General features: G+C 72.4%; 12 protein-coding genes. 8 read left to right on the forward strand and 4 right to left on the reverse strand.

From position 1 onward, the window contains the following. Window positions 1-17: 17 nt before the first annotated feature. Genes GA0074704_RS03220 through pknB form a run of 4 tightly spaced genes read left to right on the forward strand, consistent with a single transcriptional unit; the run spans window position 18 to window position 6,301 of the window. Window positions 18-1,505: an FtsW/RodA/SpoVE family cell cycle protein gene (locus GA0074704_RS03220; protein ID WP_088969107.1), complete on the forward strand. Its 1,488-nt coding sequence runs from the start codon at window positions 18-20 to the stop codon at window positions 1,503-1,505. Beyond that, a complete protein-coding gene (locus tag GA0074704_RS03225; RefSeq protein WP_088969108.1) occupies window positions 1,502-3,004 on the forward strand; it encodes a peptidoglycan D,D-transpeptidase FtsI family protein in 1,503 nt (500 codons plus the stop codon). Before GA0074704_RS03220 ends, GA0074704_RS03225 begins: the two co-directional genes overlap by 4 nt. Window position 3,005: 1 nt before the next feature. Then, window positions 3,006-4,487, forward strand: coding sequence for a serine/threonine-protein kinase (locus GA0074704_RS03230; protein ID WP_088969109.1), 1,482 nt, complete (start codon window positions 3,006-3,008; stop codon window positions 4,485-4,487). Beyond that, the gene (gene pknB / locus GA0074704_RS03235) at window positions 4,484-6,301 is read left to right on the forward strand and encodes a Stk1 family PASTA domain-containing Ser/Thr kinase (RefSeq protein WP_088969110.1); all 1,818 of its coding nucleotides are present in this window, start codon (window positions 4,484-4,486) and stop codon (window positions 6,299-6,301) included. The genes GA0074704_RS03230 and pknB overlap by 4 nt, the downstream gene beginning before the upstream one ends. Window positions 6,302-6,408: 107 nt before the next feature. Here the strand turns inward: pknB and GA0074704_RS03240 are convergent, their stop codons facing one another. The 4 genes from GA0074704_RS03240 to GA0074704_RS03255 are packed head-to-tail and all read right to left on the reverse strand — an operon-like array spanning window position 6,409 to window position 10,004. Continuing rightward, window positions 6,409-7,059 carry an aminodeoxychorismate/anthranilate synthase component II gene (locus GA0074704_RS03240; RefSeq protein ID WP_088969111.1) on the reverse strand — a complete coding sequence of 217 codons (651 nt, stop codon included), beginning with the start codon at window positions 7,057-7,059 and terminating at the stop codon, window positions 6,409-6,411. A 4-nt stretch (window positions 7,060-7,063) separates the two neighbouring features. Continuing rightward, window positions 7,064-7,339 (reverse strand): hypothetical protein, encoded by a 276-nt coding sequence (locus GA0074704_RS03245; RefSeq protein ID WP_088969112.1) that lies wholly within the window; start codon window positions 7,337-7,339, stop codon window positions 7,064-7,066. A gap of 2 nt (window positions 7,340-7,341) precedes the next feature. Next, window positions 7,342-9,207 (reverse strand): class E sortase, encoded by a 1,866-nt coding sequence (locus tag GA0074704_RS03250; protein ID WP_088969113.1) that lies wholly within the window; start codon window positions 9,205-9,207, stop codon window positions 7,342-7,344. Continuing rightward, the gene (locus GA0074704_RS03255; protein ID WP_088969114.1) at window positions 9,204-10,004 is read right to left on the reverse strand and encodes a DUF881 domain-containing protein; all 801 of its coding nucleotides are present in this window, start codon (window positions 10,002-10,004) and stop codon (window positions 9,204-9,206) included. The genes GA0074704_RS03250 and GA0074704_RS03255 overlap by 4 nt, the downstream gene beginning before the upstream one ends. A gap of 231 nt (window positions 10,005-10,235) precedes the next feature. Here GA0074704_RS03255 and GA0074704_RS03260 point away from each other — a divergent pair, with 231 nt between their 5' ends. The 4 genes from GA0074704_RS03260 to GA0074704_RS03275 all read left to right on the forward strand — a co-directional run bounded on the left by GA0074704_RS03260 (window position 10,236) and on the right by GA0074704_RS03275 (window position 15,510). Then, the gene (locus GA0074704_RS03260; RefSeq protein ID WP_088969115.1) at window positions 10,236-10,499 is read left to right on the forward strand and encodes a cell division protein CrgA; all 264 of its coding nucleotides are present in this window, start codon (window positions 10,236-10,238) and stop codon (window positions 10,497-10,499) included. A gap of 382 nt (window positions 10,500-10,881) precedes the next feature. After that, complete coding sequence (locus tag GA0074704_RS03265) at window positions 10,882-13,083, forward strand: (Fe-S)-binding protein (protein WP_088969116.1); 2,202 nt, start codon at window positions 10,882-10,884, stop codon at window positions 13,081-13,083. Window positions 13,084-13,208: 125 nt separating this feature from the next. Then, window positions 13,209-14,516 (forward strand): hemolysin family protein, encoded by a 1,308-nt coding sequence (locus GA0074704_RS03270; protein WP_088969117.1) that lies wholly within the window; start codon window positions 13,209-13,211, stop codon window positions 14,514-14,516. Then, a complete protein-coding gene (locus tag GA0074704_RS03275) occupies window positions 14,509-15,510 on the forward strand; it encodes a hemolysin family protein (RefSeq protein WP_088969118.1) in 1,002 nt (333 codons plus the stop codon). The genes GA0074704_RS03270 and GA0074704_RS03275 overlap by 8 nt, the downstream gene beginning before the upstream one ends. Window positions 15,511-15,583: the final 73 nt, after the last annotated feature.

Consider the following 15,583-nt stretch of genomic DNA (forward strand, 5'->3'; position numbering starts at 1 on the left):
ACCCCGAGGACCGATCCGTGACCGCAGCGGCCACACCGGCACCCTCGCCCGCCACGACGGGCGAGCAGCCCGGCGTACGCCTGGCCCGGTCCCGACGCAACTCCGAGCTCTCCCTGCTCCTCCTGGCCATGGTGCTGGTGGCCGCGTACGGCGCGACGGTCGAGGCGAACGTGCTCGACACCGTCAGCCCGGACTTCTGGGTGCCGGCCGCGGCCCTGGGGCTCGTCTTCCTCGGGCTGCACCTGGTGATCCGGTGGCTGGCGCCGTTCGCCGACCCGGCGCTGCTGCCCGCGGTGGCCCTGCTCAACGGCATCGGGGTCGGCTTCCTGCGCAGGTACGACCTGGCCCGGGCCACCCCCGCCGAGCGGGAGGACCTGGCCATCTTCGCCGGCACCGGTGGCCGGCAGCTCGCCTGGACGCTCGGCGCGGTGCTCCTCGCCGCCGGGCTGCTGGCGCTGATGCGGGACCACCGCTCGCTCTCCCGGTACGCGTACACCCTGGGGCTGGCCGGCATCGTGCTGGTGATGATCCCGGCGGTGCTGCCCGGCCGTTTCTCCGAGATCAACGGCGCGAAGCTGTGGATCCGGATCGGCGGCTTCACCATCCAGCCGGGTGAGTTCGCCAAGCTGGCCCTGCTGGCCTTCTTCGCCTACTACCTGGTCCGCAAGCGGGAGGTGCTCTCCCTGGCCAGCCGCCGGGTGCTGGGCATCGACTTCCCGCGCGGCCGGGACCTCGGCCCGGTCCTGGTGGTCTGGCTGATCAGCCTCCTGGTGCTGGTCTTCGAGAAGGACCTGGGCACCTCGCTGCTCTACTTCGGCATGTTCGTGGTGACGCTCTACATCGCCACCGAACGGGTCAGCTGGCTGCTGATCGGTCTGACGCTGTTCTTCGGCGGCGCCTACCTGGCGTACGTGCTGGGCGCCTCGGTCGGGGGGCCGTTCGCCAACTTCTACGACCGCGCGCAGATCTGGCTGGACCCGTTCGCCGAGCCGTACGACCGCGGCTACCAGCTGGTGCAGGGGCTGCTCACGCTCGGCACCGGCGGTCTGTTCGGGGCCGGCCCGGGCGGCGGCCAGCCCACCCTGCTGCCCGAGGTGCAGACCGACTTCATCTTCGCCGGCATCGGTGAGGAGATCGGCCTGCTCGGCCTCTCCGCGCTGCTGGTGACGTACCTGCTCATCGTGGAGCGCGGCCTGCGCGCGGCCCTGGAGGTGCGGGACTCCTTCGGCAAGCTGCTCGCCGGTGGCCTGGCCTTCACCCTGGGTCTCCAGGTCTTCGTGATCATCGGCGGGATCAGCAAGCTCATCCCGCTGACCGGTCAGACCACTCCCTTCCTCTCCGCCGGCGGCTCGTCGCTGATGGCGAACTGGCTGCTCATCGCGGTGCTGCTGCGGGTCTCCGACGGCGCCCGCCGGCCGGTGGCCGCGGGCGGCGTGGCTTCCCGGCCGTCCGGTACGCCACCGGAGCAGCTGCACGGTGCACCCACGGAGGTGATCCGCCCGTGAACGCGCCCCTGCGCCGCGTCGGCGTCGTCGTGATGGTCCTGTTCGGGCTCCTCTTCGCGAACCTGAACTGGATCCAGTTCTACAAGGCCGACGAATACCGCAACAGCGACTACAACGGTCGGGTCCAGGTCGCCGAGTACGACCGCAAGCGCGGCAACATCGAGGCCGGCGGCACCGCCTTCGCGGTCAGCAAGGAGACCGGCGGCAAGTTGAAGTTCGTCCGCACCTACCCGGGTGGCGAGAAGTACGCCCACGTGCTCGGCTACAAGCCGGTCAACCTCGGTGACACCGGCATCGAGCGGGTCGAGAACGACTTCCTCGCCGGCACCAGCGACCAGCTGATCGTCAACCGGGTCAAGGACATGTTCACCGGCGACGAGACCGGCGGCGGCAACGTCCTGCTGACCCTGTCGAAGCGGGCGCAGGACGTGGCGTACAACCAGCTCCGGGGCAACGAGGTGGGCGCCAAGCGCGGCGCGGCGATCGCGCTGGACCCGCGTACCGGCGCGGTGCAGGCGCTGGTCTCCATGCCGAGCTTCGACCCGAACCCGCTGGCCAGCCACGACACCGCCGCCGCCTCGGCGGCGTACAACAGCTACGAGAAGGACCCGCAGCGGCCGCTGACCAACCGCGCGTTGGCCGAGACCCTCCCACCGGGTTCGACCTTCAAGGTGATCGTCGCCGCCGCGGCGCTGGAGAGCGGCGTCACCAAGGAGACGAAGATCCCGGCCGGCAGGCTCTGGACCCCGCCGACCTCGGGCACCCCGATCAAGAACGCCGCCCCGTCGATCTGCCCCGAGTCGCAGGTCACCCTGAAGATGGCGGTCCAGGAGTCGTGCAACACCGGCTTCGCCCAGCTCGGCGTGAAGCTCGGCGCGGACAAGATCAAGGAGAAGGCCCGCCAGTTCGGGTTCGAGCAGGAGGACCTGTCCGTCGGCCAGCTCGGTGACGGGGGCCTGGCCGTGGCGGCCAGCCGGACCGGCAGCATCTCCAACGGCAGCGGGGGCACCGACCCGGCCGCGCTGGCCCAGTCCTCGATCGGCCAGCGGGACGTCCGGATGACCCCGCTCCAGGGCGCGATGATCGCCGCCGCGGTGGCCAACGACGGCAGCCAGATGCGCCCCTACCTGGTCAAGCAGCTGCTCGCGCCGGACCGCACCACCAGCTACTACACCGCCAAGCCCGGCGAGCTGCGCCGCCCGGTCAGCTCCCAGGTCGCCGGCGACCTCCAGGAGATGATGGAGAGCGTGGTGACCGGCGGCACCGGCCGCAAGGCCGCGATCGACGGCTACACCGTCGGCGGCAAGACCGGCACCGCCCAGTCCGGCCCGAACGACCCCGACCACGGCTGGTTCATCGGCTTCGCGATCGACGACAAGGGCACCCCGGTCTCCGCGGTCTGCGTGATGCTGGAGAACGCCGGCAAGGGCGGCAGCTCCGAGGCGGCCCGGATCGGCGGCCAGATCATGAAGGCGGCCATCGCCGACGGGGGCCGCTGACATGCTCAGCCCCGGCGTGCAGCTCGGCAACCGCTACCGCCTCGACGAGCGGATCGCCAGCGGTGGGATGGGCGACGTCTGGCGCGGCACCGACCAGGTGCTCGGCCGTACGGTGGCGGTGAAGACGCTGCTGCCGGCCCTGCTCGACGAGCCGGGCTTCGCCGAGCGGTTCCGTGGCGAGGCGCGCACCATGGCCACCGTCAACCACCCCGGCGTCGTGGACATCTACGACTTCGGCAGCGACCAGCAGATGGCCTTCCTCGTGATGGAGTACATCGAGGGCGACGCGCTCTCGGCGACCCTGAGCCGGGTCGGTCGGCTCACCCCGGCCCGGACCATGGCGCTGGTCGCGCAGGCGGCCGAGGCGCTGCACGCGGCGCACGTCAAGGGCATCGTGCACCGGGACGTGAAGCCGGGCAACCTGCTGGTCCGGCCGAACGGCACGCTGGTGCTGACCGACTTCGGCATCGCCCGGTCCGACCTGGTCGGTCAGTTGACCGCCGCGGGCTCGGTGCTCGGCACGGCGTCGTACATCTCCCCCGAGCAGGCCACCGGCGCGGTGGCCACGCCCGCCTCCGACGTCTACGCCCTCGGCGTGGTCGCCTACCAGTGCCTGGCCGGCCGGCGCCCGTTCGAGGGTGACAACCCGCTGGAGATCGCCATGCGGCACGTCCGGGACGCCCCCCGGCCGCTGCCCGCCGACATCCCGCCGCCGGTCCGGTCGATCGTCGAGCGGGCCCTGGCCAAGGACCCGGCGGCCCGGTGGCCGAGCGCCGCCGCGCTGGCCGGGGTCGCCCGCCAGACCAAGCTCTCCCTCGCCCAGCAGGGACGGACCGGCGGCACCGCCCGGCCGATCTCCGCCGCCCCGGCTTCACCGGCCGCGCCGCAGGCCCGCGCGCAGGTCTCGCCGGCCGCGCCGCAGGCCCGCGCCCAGGTGCCGCCGCCCCGGCAACAGCCCCGACCGGCCGGTGCCGCGCAGGTGCAGCACCGCCCGCCGGTGGCGGCGTCGGCCCCGCATCCACCGCCCGCGCAGCCGCGTCCGCCGATGTCGGCGCCGCCCGCGCCACCCCGTCCGCCGATGTCGGCGCCGGCTGCCCCGCCCCGTCCGCCGGTGGGGGCGCAGCCGGGCTATCCGCGGGGCGCGGCGAGCGTGCCGCAGCCGCCGGCTCCGCACCAGCAGAATCGCGCCCTCGGGTACGCCCAGCCCGTGCCGGCCGCGCCGGCACCGCGTCGTTCCAGTTCGGCGCGAGTGGTCCTGGTGGTCCTGCTGGCCGCGCTGGTCCTGCTCTGCTCCGGCGTGGTTTCCTACATGCGCAAGAGCGCGCTGCCCGGTTCGTCCGGTCCGGCCATTCGGCCGGCAGTGATGTCCGGCGCGCTGAACCAGGACGGGAGCGACGATCCGGGTCGGACGTCGTACCGTCGGGTGGAACGGTTCCAGCCGAGTGGCGGCGAGACGACGAGCGAAGGACGACAGACGCGATGACAGCGCAGGCCCGCCTGCTCGGTGGCCGGTACCAGGTCGGCGAGCTGCTCGGCTACGGCGGCATGGCGGAGGTCCACCGCGGTCGTGACCTCCGGCTCGGCCGGGACGTCGCGATCAAGATGCTCCGCGCCGATTTGGCCCGGGACGCCACCTTCCAGATGCGGTTCCGCCGTGAGGCGCAGAACGCCGCGTCGCTGAACCACCCGGCCATCGTCGCGGTGTACGACACCGGCGAGGAGACCGGGCCGACCGGCGAGACGCTGCCGTTCATCGTGATGGAGTTCGTCAACGGGCGCACCCTCAAGGAGGTCCTCGGCGTCGAGGGGCGGCTCCAGCCGCGCCGGGCGCTGGAGATCTGCGCCGACATGTGCGCGGCGCTGGAGTTCAGCCACCGGCACGGGATCATCCACCGGGACGTCAAGCCCGGCAACGTGATGCTCACCCAGACCGGCCAGGTCAAGGTGATGGACTTCGGCATCGCCCGGGCACTGGCCAGCGGCGCCACCACGATGACCCAGACCAGCGCGGTCATCGGCACCGCGCAATATCTCTCGCCGGAGCAGGCGCGCGGCGAGGCGGTCGACGCCCGCTCCGACGTGTACGCGGCCGGCTGCGTGCTGTTCGAGCTGCTCTGCGCGCACCCGCCGTTCGTCGGGGACAGCCCGGTCAGCGTGGCGTACCAGCACGTGCGGGAGGCGCCGCCGACGCCGAGCGACATCAACCCGGACGTCAACCCGGCGGTCGACGCGATCGTGCTCAAGGCGCTGTCGAAGAACCCGCTGAACCGCTACCAGAGCGCCGGCGAGATGAGGGCGGACCTGCTCCGTGCCGCCGCCGGCCGCCCCGTGATGGCCACTCCGGTGATGTCACACGAGGAGGCCACCCAGCTGGCCCCGGCCGCCACGACGGCCGCGTACCCGGCCGCGGCCGGTGCGCCGACCCGGCAGCAGGTTCCCGCCCGGGTGGGCGACCCACGGCAGCGCAAGGCGTCGTCGTGGGTGATGGCCGTCCTCGCGGCGGTGGTCGTCCTCTCGTTGATCGCGCTGGGCGCCGCCTGGCTCAACGGCCGGAACAAGGACGACGGCGCCGAGCAGCCGAAGCTGGTGGCGGTGCCGAGCGTGGTTGACCAGCCGCAGGACGCGGCGATCGCCCAGATCCGAGGGGCAGGACTGACCCCGAAGGTGGCCGAGGATCTCAGGTACGGCACCTGCGAGAAGGGCACCGTGGTCAGCCAGGCCCCGACCGGTGGCCAGCTCGAGCCGAACCAGGAGGTCACCCTCACGATCTGCGGCGGCATCGCCCAGGTCGAGGTTCCGGACCTTAAGGGCTTCACCTACGAAGCGGCCGTGAAGCAGCTCAAGGACTCGAAGCTCAAGCCGGAGAAGCAGGAGGTCAACTCCGGCGAGCGGGAGGGCACTGTCATCGACGTGAGCCCGAAGCCAGGCACCCAGGTGGGCGAGGGAGCCACGGTGACCCTCCAGGTCTCCAAGGGCAACGTCAACAAGGTCCCGAACGTGGTCGGCCTCGACCAGGACGAGGCGGAGCGGACGCTCAAGAACGCAGGCTTCGAGCCCGAGGTGGAGTTGGGCGCGGACGTCCCGGCGGACCAGGCCGGCAAGGTGACCGCGCAGACCCCCGAGGGGAACACCCGCAAGCCGGAGGGCACCAAGGTGGTCATCACCGTCTCTCAGCCGGAGCCGACCACCGAGCCCACCCCGACGGACCAGCCCACCGCCTCGCCGGAGCCCACCCCGTCGGCGACGGCGACCGGTGGCGGGGGCGGCTTCCCGTTCCCCACCCCGCCCCCGCAGTAGCACCCGGACACACGGACGGGCCCGGCGATCGACTGATCGCCGGGCCCGTCGCACATCACGGTGGCGCAGGGGCGCCGCAGCAGGGCCGAGGCCCGGCAGGGTGACCGTCAGGTGGTGGCGAAGGCTGAGCGGCGTCGGGCGTCCACCTCGGCGGCCAGCGCTGGCACCCGCTCCAGCGCCTCCGGGTGGCCGCAGGTGGCCAGCCAGTTCGCCAGCATCAGGTGCCCGCCCTCGGTGAGCACCGACTCGGGGTGGAACTGCACGCCCTCGATCGCCAGGGTGCGGTGCCGCATCGCCATCACCACGCCGGACTCGGTCCAGCCGGTGACCTCGATCTCGGCCGGCAGCGTCTCGCGGAGCACGGCCAGCGAGTGGTAGCGGGTGGCCGTGAACGGGTCGGGCAGGCCGGCGAGCACCCCCGCCGACTCGTGCCGCACCTGCGAGGTCTTGCCGTGCAGCAGCTCGGGGGCCCGGGTAACGGTGGCCCCGAACGCCTCGCCGATCGCCTGGTGGCCGAGGCAGACGCCGAAGATCGGCAGCTGGCCGGCGTACTCCCGGATGACGTCGAGGCAGATGCCGGCGCGGTCGGGGCTGCCCGGACCGGGCGAGAGCAGGATGCCGGCCGCGTCGACCCGGCCCACCTCGGCCACGTCGATCTCGTCGTTGCGGCGGACCTCGCACTCGACGCCGAGCTGGCCCAGGTATTGCACGATGTTGTAGACGAACGAATCGTAGTTGTCGATCACCAGGACGCGCATCGGGTCACTTCTTCGGAGAGGGCGGAGGGGTGTTGTTCTGCTCGGTGTCGTACGGCAGGTCGTGCTCGTCACCCGGCGCGTCGGGCCCGGTCACTCCGCCGTCCCCGCCCGGCGTGCCGGAGTCCTGGGTGACCTGGACGTCGTCGAAGGGCAGCAGCGGCTCGGCCCACGGAAAGACCACGAACCAGAGCAGCGCCACCGCGGCGGCGGTGATCAGCACCGAGCCGGCGAGCTTGCCGGCCAGGCCGAAGGGAAGCTTGCGCCAGATCCAGGCGTACATCGTCAGCCCCCCAGCTCCGGCGGTCGACCGGCGGACTTCGCCAGGTCGTGGTCCAGCTTCGCGTGGACGATCAACCGCTGATAGTTGTCGAACTTGGGGTTGCAGGTGGTCAGGGTGAGCAGCTTGTCCTTCGGCCTGGCACCCGGCTCCATCGGCACCGGCGCCACCACCTCCACCTGGTCCGGCCGGACGATGCGAGTCTTGTAGACCTTGTAGACGTACCAGGTGTCCTTGCCCTCGACGACGATGTCGTCGCCCGGGTCCAGCTCGTCGATCCGCCAGAAGGTGGCCCGGTTGCGGTGTCCGGCGACGGAAAAGTTGCCCAACTCGCCCGGCATCGCGCTCTTCGGGTAGTGGCCCGGGGCGTACCGGATGTCGGACTGCTCGACGCCCTCCACCACGACCCAGTTCTTGTCGAGCTTCGGGATGTAGAGGCCGGCGATCGGCTTGCCCTCCACGGCGGGCTTCGGCTTCGGCTTCGGCCCGCCGGTCGGGGCGACCGTCGGGTCACCGCTGGGCCCCCACGCCTGGGCGAGCTGGCTGCTCAGATCCTCCTGGTGGGCGTTGACGATGACCGACTTGCCCCAGATCTCGTAGCCGGCGAAGAGGAGGACCACCAGGCCGAAGGTGATCAGCACCTCGCCGGTGAGCCGGATGCCGGTGCGGACCCGGGACCAGACGGAGGGCCTGGTCAGCTCGGAGTAGACGCTCTTGTAGCCGGCGTCGGTCTGGTGGGCGCGGAGCCTGACCACCTTCTCGCCGCGGCGCGGGCGGGGTGGTTCGGCGGGCGGGGTGCCGTCGGAGGGCTCGTCGAGGACCGGCGGACGGGGTACGGCTCCCATCAGCGCGGTGGAGTCCAGCCCCGGCGCGGGGGTGGCCGGCCGCCCGGTGACCGCCGGGATGATCGCCGTCGCGCCCGGGTCGGCGCCACCGCCGGCCGCAGCACCGGGTCGTCCGTCGTCCGCCGAGCGGGGCGGCACGCCGGCCCCCCGGGCGTCGGATGACGGGTGCCCGGGCATCCCGGCGCTCCGGAGGTCGGTCGGGTGGCCGGATGCCCCGGCGCCTCGGCTGTCGGTCGGGTGGTCCGGTGCGGTGCCCCGGGTGTCGGTCGGGTGGCCCGGTGCCCCGGCCCCACGGGTGTGGGTCTGGTGGGGCGGTGCCCCGGCCCCCCGGGTGTCGACCGGTTGGGGCGGTGCCGCGTCGTGCCGGCCCTCGCCCGGCTGTCGACGGGAGTCGACCTTGGGGATGAACGCCGTCGGCGCGTCACCGGTCGGCGCGGCCGGGCCGGCGGCGGCCCGCTCCCACTGACCGTCGGCACTCGGCACCCCCGGCGCCGGCCGGACGCCGTCGGTGGGGGTGGGCGACGCGTACCGAGGGGAGTCGTGCGGGGCGTGCTCCGGGTGCGGGTCGCGTTCCCCCGGCCAGCTCGGCGGGGCGGAGCGCCCGGACGGTGCGGTGGCAGCTCCCGGCGGCGGGCCCTGCGAGGGCTGAGGGACCGGGGCCGGCCGACCTGCACCGGGCGGCGGGCCGGGACGGACGGCTGGGGTCGGGCCGGGGCCAGCCGCGGGCGGCGAGCCGGGACGAACGGCTGGTGCCGGGCCGGGCCCAGCGCCGGGACGGAGGGTGGCTGCCGGGCCGGAGCGGGCGGCGGAGGTCGGACCGGTGATCGGGTCACGGTCGCCGGCCGGGGCCAGCGGGCGGGGGGTGAGCGGCCGGTCGGGCCAGGGCAGCTCCACGGCGGGTGGCTGCCCGCCGGTCGGCTGGGGCGCGGTGGGCGCGGGGCGCTCGACCCGGGGGATGAAGGCGGTGGGTTCCTCGCCCGGGTTGCGGTGCCGCCCGTCCCGCCGCTCGTCGGGCCCGTCGTTCACCGGGGCACCTTGGCGGAGCGGAGCGCGGTGGAGTCCTCGAACGCGGGCACGGTGACGGTGGAGACCCGCTCCTGGTAGCCCAGCTGGTAGGCCTCAACCGCGTCCATGAACCACCGAACTCCCTTGGAGCTGGCGAGCGCCCGTTGAAGTGCGGCGGGATCGCCGATTGCTACGATCTTGAATGGTGGGGAATACACCCGTCCGTGCAGGAGCAGGGTGTTTCCGACGCAGCGTACCGCGCTGGTGCTGAGCACGCGGACGTTCATGATTGACATGGCCTCCGCGCCGCCCGCCCAGAGCGCGTTCACCACTGCCTGGACGTCGCCCTGATGGACCACCAGGTCGTCGTTGGTGGCACCTTTGGGCAATTTCTGGCCGGTGGGTGCGTCGTCGAGTTCGACGGTGATGCCGGTGCCGGTGAGCGCGGTGAAGCCGGCCGCCTCCTCGCTCGCCCGGGCCCGTTCCTGCTGGGCCTTGATCGGGCCGTTCGTGTCGGCCAGCGCGGTGGTCTCGTCCTCGACCTCGGCCCGCAGCCGTGCGGCCCGCTGCTCGTTCGCCTCTACCTGGGTACGGCGCTCCTCGATCAGCTGGTTGAGCTCGGGTCGCCGGTCCTCGCGCAGTGCGGTGCCGCCCGCCGCGGTGGCGGTCGTGGTGAAGAGGAGCCCGGCCGCGGCGGCGATCAGCGGTACGCCGATCGACCAGCCGGGTCGCCGCTGGCCGCGCCGCCGGGGCAGCAGGCCGGCGACCGCGCGCCGGATGACCTTCTGCCAGGAGGCGGCGCCGGATGTGTACTCCACCGGGGCGTTCCTTCCGCGTCGTCTGGTGTCGGCCCGCTGTGCTGCGAACCGGTGCGCCAGCCCGCGATAGTTCCGCCCTTTTCGGTCACTCCGTGCACCGGCCTGACCCCATTCGTGGCCTGAGCGGGCCTTCGGGACTACGCTAGCTGTCGAACATTATTGGCCATGGACCGTCGCCCCCGCGCCCGGTTGTCAGGCCGGACGAGGTCGTCACCCCCTCTGGAGAGCGTCGTGCCCAAGTCTCAGGTCCGCAAGAAGAAGGTGTACACCCCGCCGACGGACGTACGTCCGACGGCGACGGCGGCGACGCGCAAGCCTAGCCCGGTCTGGCTGCCCGTCACGGCGGTGGCGCTGATCGTCGCCGGCATCGGCTGGCTGGTCGTGTACTACCTCTCCGAGCAGGCGTACCCGGTCGCCTCCTGGGGCTACTGGAACCTGGCGGTCGGCTTCGGCGCCATGGTCGCCTCGCTGATCCTGCTCTCCCGCTGGCGCTGACCCGCTGACGGGCCGTTCCCGGCCCGCGCGGCACGCCCGCCCGCGCCACCGGCCCGGTCCCCGTCTCCCGGGGGCCGGGCCGTAGCCGTGCCTCCCGGGCGACGGCGACGTGTCGTGGTGGACGAGGTCACGCCACGACGCCCCTGTCAGGCGCGGCGCCGCTTCGCCGCCTAAGGTGTCCGCAGGGCGGCGTGGCCGGTGCGAGATGACTCACGTTACTGCTGGGTAACCTTGCGCGTAGGCTGCACTGCATGACCGAGCGGAGCGAGGTCATCGGCCGGTCGGGTCGGGGTGGCGGTGACGGCGGAGCGCCGGACGCCCCCTGACGTCGCACCCGGTCGCCGAGCCGCTCGACCAGGCAGCAGACCGGGAGGCCAACTCGATGGGCAGCGTCCAGATCGTCACCACGATCCTCGCGGCCGCCATCACCGCCGTGGCGGTGTGGTTGGCGGTACGAGCCGTCATGAAGATGACGGCCGTCATCCGGCTCGGGCAGCCGGCGCCGGAGCGGTTCGGCGACAAGGGCACCCGCACGAAGACCATGCTGGTCGAGACCGCCGGTCACACCCGCATGCTGAAGTGGAGCGTGGTCGGGGCGGCGCACTGGACCGTGATGGTCGGCTTCATCGTGCTGTCCCTGCTGGTTCTCGAGGCGTACTTCGAGGTCGTCACCCCGAGCGGTGGGCTGCCGGTCGTCGGGCACTGGACGATCTTCGGCTTGGTCACCGAGTGGATCGGGATCCTCGGCCTGATCGGCATCGTGGTGCTGATGGCCATCCGGCTGCGCAACCGGCCCACCCGTCCCGGCGGGCGTTCCCGGTTCACCGGCTCGACGATGTGGCAGGGCTACTTCGTCGAGTGGATCGTGCTGCTGGTCCTGATCTTCGGCTTCGTGATCCGGGGCTTCAAGGTCGCCACCGACCACTTCGAGTACCCGGCCTGGGCCACCCCGCTCAGCCACGCGGTCGGCGCGGTGCTGCCGGCCTGGCAGGACGGCGCGAGCATCGCCGCGCTCATCAAGATCATGATCTCGATGACCTGGCTCATCGTGATCTCGCTGAACGTCACCATGGGCGTCGCCTGGCACCGCTTCCTGGCCTTCCCCAACATCTTCTTCAAGCGCGACCCGGCCAAGCCGGCCGGCTCCGGCCTGGGCCCGCTGCGCCCGATGATGAGCGAGGGCAAGCCGCTCGACTTCGAGGAGGCCGACCCGGAGAAGGACCAGTTCGGCGTCGCCCAGGTCGAGCAGTTCAGCTGGAAGGGCCTGCTGGACTTCAGCACCTGCACCGAGTGCGGTCGCTGCCAGTCGCAGTGCCCGGCCTGGAACACCGGCAAGCCGCTGTCGCCCAAGCTGCTCGTGCTCAGCCTCCGCGACCACGCGTACGCCAAGGCGCCGTACCTGCTGGCCGGCGGCGGCAAGGACCTGACCGGCGAGGAGAAGGCCACCGAGGCGCAGCTCGCCCACCTGGACGTGCTGACCCTGGCCGAGTCGAACAAGCCGCTGATCGGCACCGCCGAGGAGGGCGGGATCATCGACCCCGACGTCCTCTGGTCCTGCACCACCTGCGGCGCCTGCGTCGAGCAGTGCCCGGTCGACATCGAGCACGTCGACCACATCGTCGACATGCGCCGCTACCAGGTGCTGATCGAGTCGAGCTTCCCCTCCGAGGCCGGCGTCATGCTGCGCAACCTGGAGAACAAGGGCAACCCGTGGGGCGCCCCGCAGAACACCCGCGAGGACTGGACCAAGGGCCTGGACTTCGAGGTGCCGCAGGTCGGCGAGGTCGAGGACTTCGAGTACCTCTTCTGGGTCGGCTGCGCCGGCGCGTTCGAGGACCGGGCGAAGAAGACCACCCGCGCGGTCGCCACGCTGCTCAACGAGGCCGGCGTCTCCTTCGCCATCCTCGGCGAGGGCGAGACCTGCTCCGGCGACCCGGCCCGCCGGATCGGCAACGAGTTCGTCTTCCAGATGCTCGCCCAGCAGAACGTCGAGACCCTGAACGAGGCGTTCGAGGGCCGGGAGAAGGCCAAGCGCAAGATCGTGGCCACCTGCCCGCACTGCTTCAACACCCTGGGCAACGAGTACGGCCAGCTCGGCGGCGAGTTCGAGGTGGTCCACCACACCCAGCTCCTGGCCCACCTGATCAGCACCGGCAAGCTCACCCCGGTCCAGCCGGTCGACGGCGGTGTGACCTACCACGACCCGTGCTACCTGGGCCGGCACAACCGGGTCTTCGCGGCCCCGCGTGAGGTTCTCGGGGACGCCATCAAGGGCGAGATCACCGAGATGCCGCGCAACAGCGAGCGCTCCTTCTGCTGCGGCGCCGGCGGTGCCCGGATGTGGATGGAGGAGAAGATCGGCAAGCGGATCAACGTGGACCGGGTCGAGGAGGCCATGTCCACGGGGGCGAAGACGGTCGCCGTCGGCTGCCCGTTCTGCTCGACGATGCTCAACGACGGGGTCAACGGCAAGGGCGCCGGCGAGCAGGTCGAGGTGGTGGACGTGGCAAGCGTGCTGCTCCGCTCGGTGAAGCCGGAGGGCGCCCCGGGCGACGAGAAGGAGACCGCGCCGGTCGCCGGCTGAGGTCGTACCCACGCTAATCGGAACTGACGACGGCGGCGGCACCCACGAGGTGCCGCCGCCGTCGGGCTTCCCGGCAGGGTCGTGCGAGAATCCCCGTCATCGACGGTCTGCTGCTCGGCGCGCTGTTGCCCCTGGTCGGCTTCGTGCTGCTGACCGCCGGCAACGCGTTCTTCGTCGCGGCCGAGTTCGCCCTGGTGACGGTGGACCGTGCGGAGATCGACAGGCGGGCGGGCGAGGGCGACGGCCGGGCCGCCACCGTACGCCGGGCGTTGCACCACCTCTCCTTCCAGCTCTCCGGCGCGCAGCTGGGCATCACCATCACCGCGCTGCTGACCGGTTACCTGGCCGAGCCGGCGCTGGCCCGGCTCTTCGGTCCGCTGCTGCGCCCGGTGGGCGGCGCCGAGCGGTTCACCCCGTTGCTGGCCCTGGCGCTGGCCACCCTGATCTCGATGCTCTTCGGTGAGCTGGTGCCGAAGAACGCGGCGTTGGCCCGGCCGATGCCGGCCGCACTGGCCACCGCCGGCCCGATGCACGCCTTCTCCCGGACCTTCGGCTGGCTGATCCGGGGCCTGAACGACTCGGCGAACCGGCTGGTCCGGCAGCTGGGCGTGGAGCCGCAGGAGGAGCTGGCGAGCGCCCGCTCGCCGGAGGAGTTGGGGCTGCTGGCGGCCATCTCGGCCCGGGCCGGGGCGCTGCCGCCGGACACCGCGATGCTGCTGCGCCGGACCATCCGCTTCGGCGACAAGCGGGCCGCGGAGGCGATGACCCCGCGGGTCGACGTGATCGCGCTGCGGGCCACCGCCACCGTGGCCGAGCTGCTCGACCTGTCGCAGGAGACCGGCCGGACCCGCTTCCCGGTGTACGAGGAGACCCTGGACCTGGTCACCGGGGTGGCCGGGGTGCCGGACGCGCTCGGCGTCCCACCGGCCCGGCGGGAGTCGACCACCGTGGCGGCGGTCGCCCGGGAACCGGTGTACGTGCCGGAGAGCCTGGACCTGGACGGGGTGCTGGCGGCGCTCAAGGCGGCCGGCGCCGACCTGGCGATCGTGGTCGACGAGTACGGCGGCACGGACGGCGTGGTGACCGTCGAGGACCTGGTGGAGGAGCTGGTCGGGGAGATCGCCGACGAGTTCGACCCGGCGGCGGTGGACGACGCGCACGCGGCGGAGCTGACCGTGCCGGGGGGCGAGCGGACGCTGCTGGTGGACGGGGTGCTGCGCTCCGACGAGCTGGCCGAGCAGACCGGCTTCCGGCTGCCCGAGGGCCCGTACGAGACCCTCGCCGGATGGCTGATGGCCCGGCTGGGTCACATCCCGATCGCCGGCGAGGCGGTGGAGGACGGCGGGTACGAGTTCACCGTCGTCGAGGTGGAGCGGCACCGGATCGAGCAGGTCCGGGTGGTCCGCCCGGAGGAGCCGGCCGACGATGAGTGAACTGCTGGTCACGGTCGTGCTGCTGCTCGGCAACGCCTTCTTCGTGGGCAGCGAGTTCGCGCTGATCGCCTCCCGCCGGACGGTGATCGAGCCGCTCGCCGCCACCTCGAAGCGGGCCCGGTGGGCGTTGTCGGCGATGAACCAGATCCCGCTGATGATCGCCGGCGCGCAGCTGGGCATCACCATCTGCTCGCTGGGCCTGGGCGCGATCGCGGAGCCGGCGCTGGCGCACCTGCTGGAGCCGGCGTTCACCCTGGTCCGGCTACCGGAGGGCGCGGTGCATCCGGTGGCCTTCCTGATCGCCCTGGGTGTGGTGGTCTTCCTGCACACCGTGGTCGGCGAGATGGTGCCGAAGAACATCACCCTGGCCGGGCCGGAGCCGTCGGCGCTCTGGCTGGGGCCGGCGATGCTGGCGTTCTGCCTGGCCACCAAGCCGTTGCTGCTGGCGATGAAGTGGGCGGCCCGGCGGGTGCTGCGGTTCTGGGGGATCGAGGCGACGGACGCGGTGAAGACGGTCTTCACCGCCGAGGAGTTGGCCGGGCTGGTGTCGCAGGCGCGTACCGAGGGGCTGCTGGACGCGGAGGAGCACGCCCGGATCACCGGTGCCCTCGCGCTGCACAGCCGGACGGCGGCGGACGCGTTGCAGCCCTGGTCGACGGTGACCACGGTGGCCGAGGACGTCTCGCCCGCGTCGCTGGAGGTGCTGGCCACCCGGACCGGCCGGTCCCGCTTCCCGGTGGTGCAGCGGGCCAGCCGCCGGGTGCTGGGGTTCGTGCACGTCAAGGACGTGCTGGGCTATTCGGGGGCGAGCCGGCGGGCGCCGGTTCCGGTGGAGGTGTACCGGCCGCTGGCGGTGGTGCCGCCGGACCGTACGCTGGCCGATCTGCTGCTCGCGATGCGCCGTGAGCGGCGGCACATGGTGCTGGTGAGCGACGGTCGCCGGCCCCTCGGAGTGGTGACGCTGGACGATGTATTGACGGCTATCGTTGGCTAGGAATTGCGTACCGTTGGTACGCAAGCCGTTGCGCAGCGGTGACGGTGAAATGGCCCGTCTTGATTCCATCCCG

This window comes from Micromonospora siamensis, from assembly GCF_900090305.1.
Taxonomy (GTDB): Bacteria; Actinomycetota; Actinomycetes; order Mycobacteriales; family Micromonosporaceae; genus Micromonospora; species Micromonospora siamensis.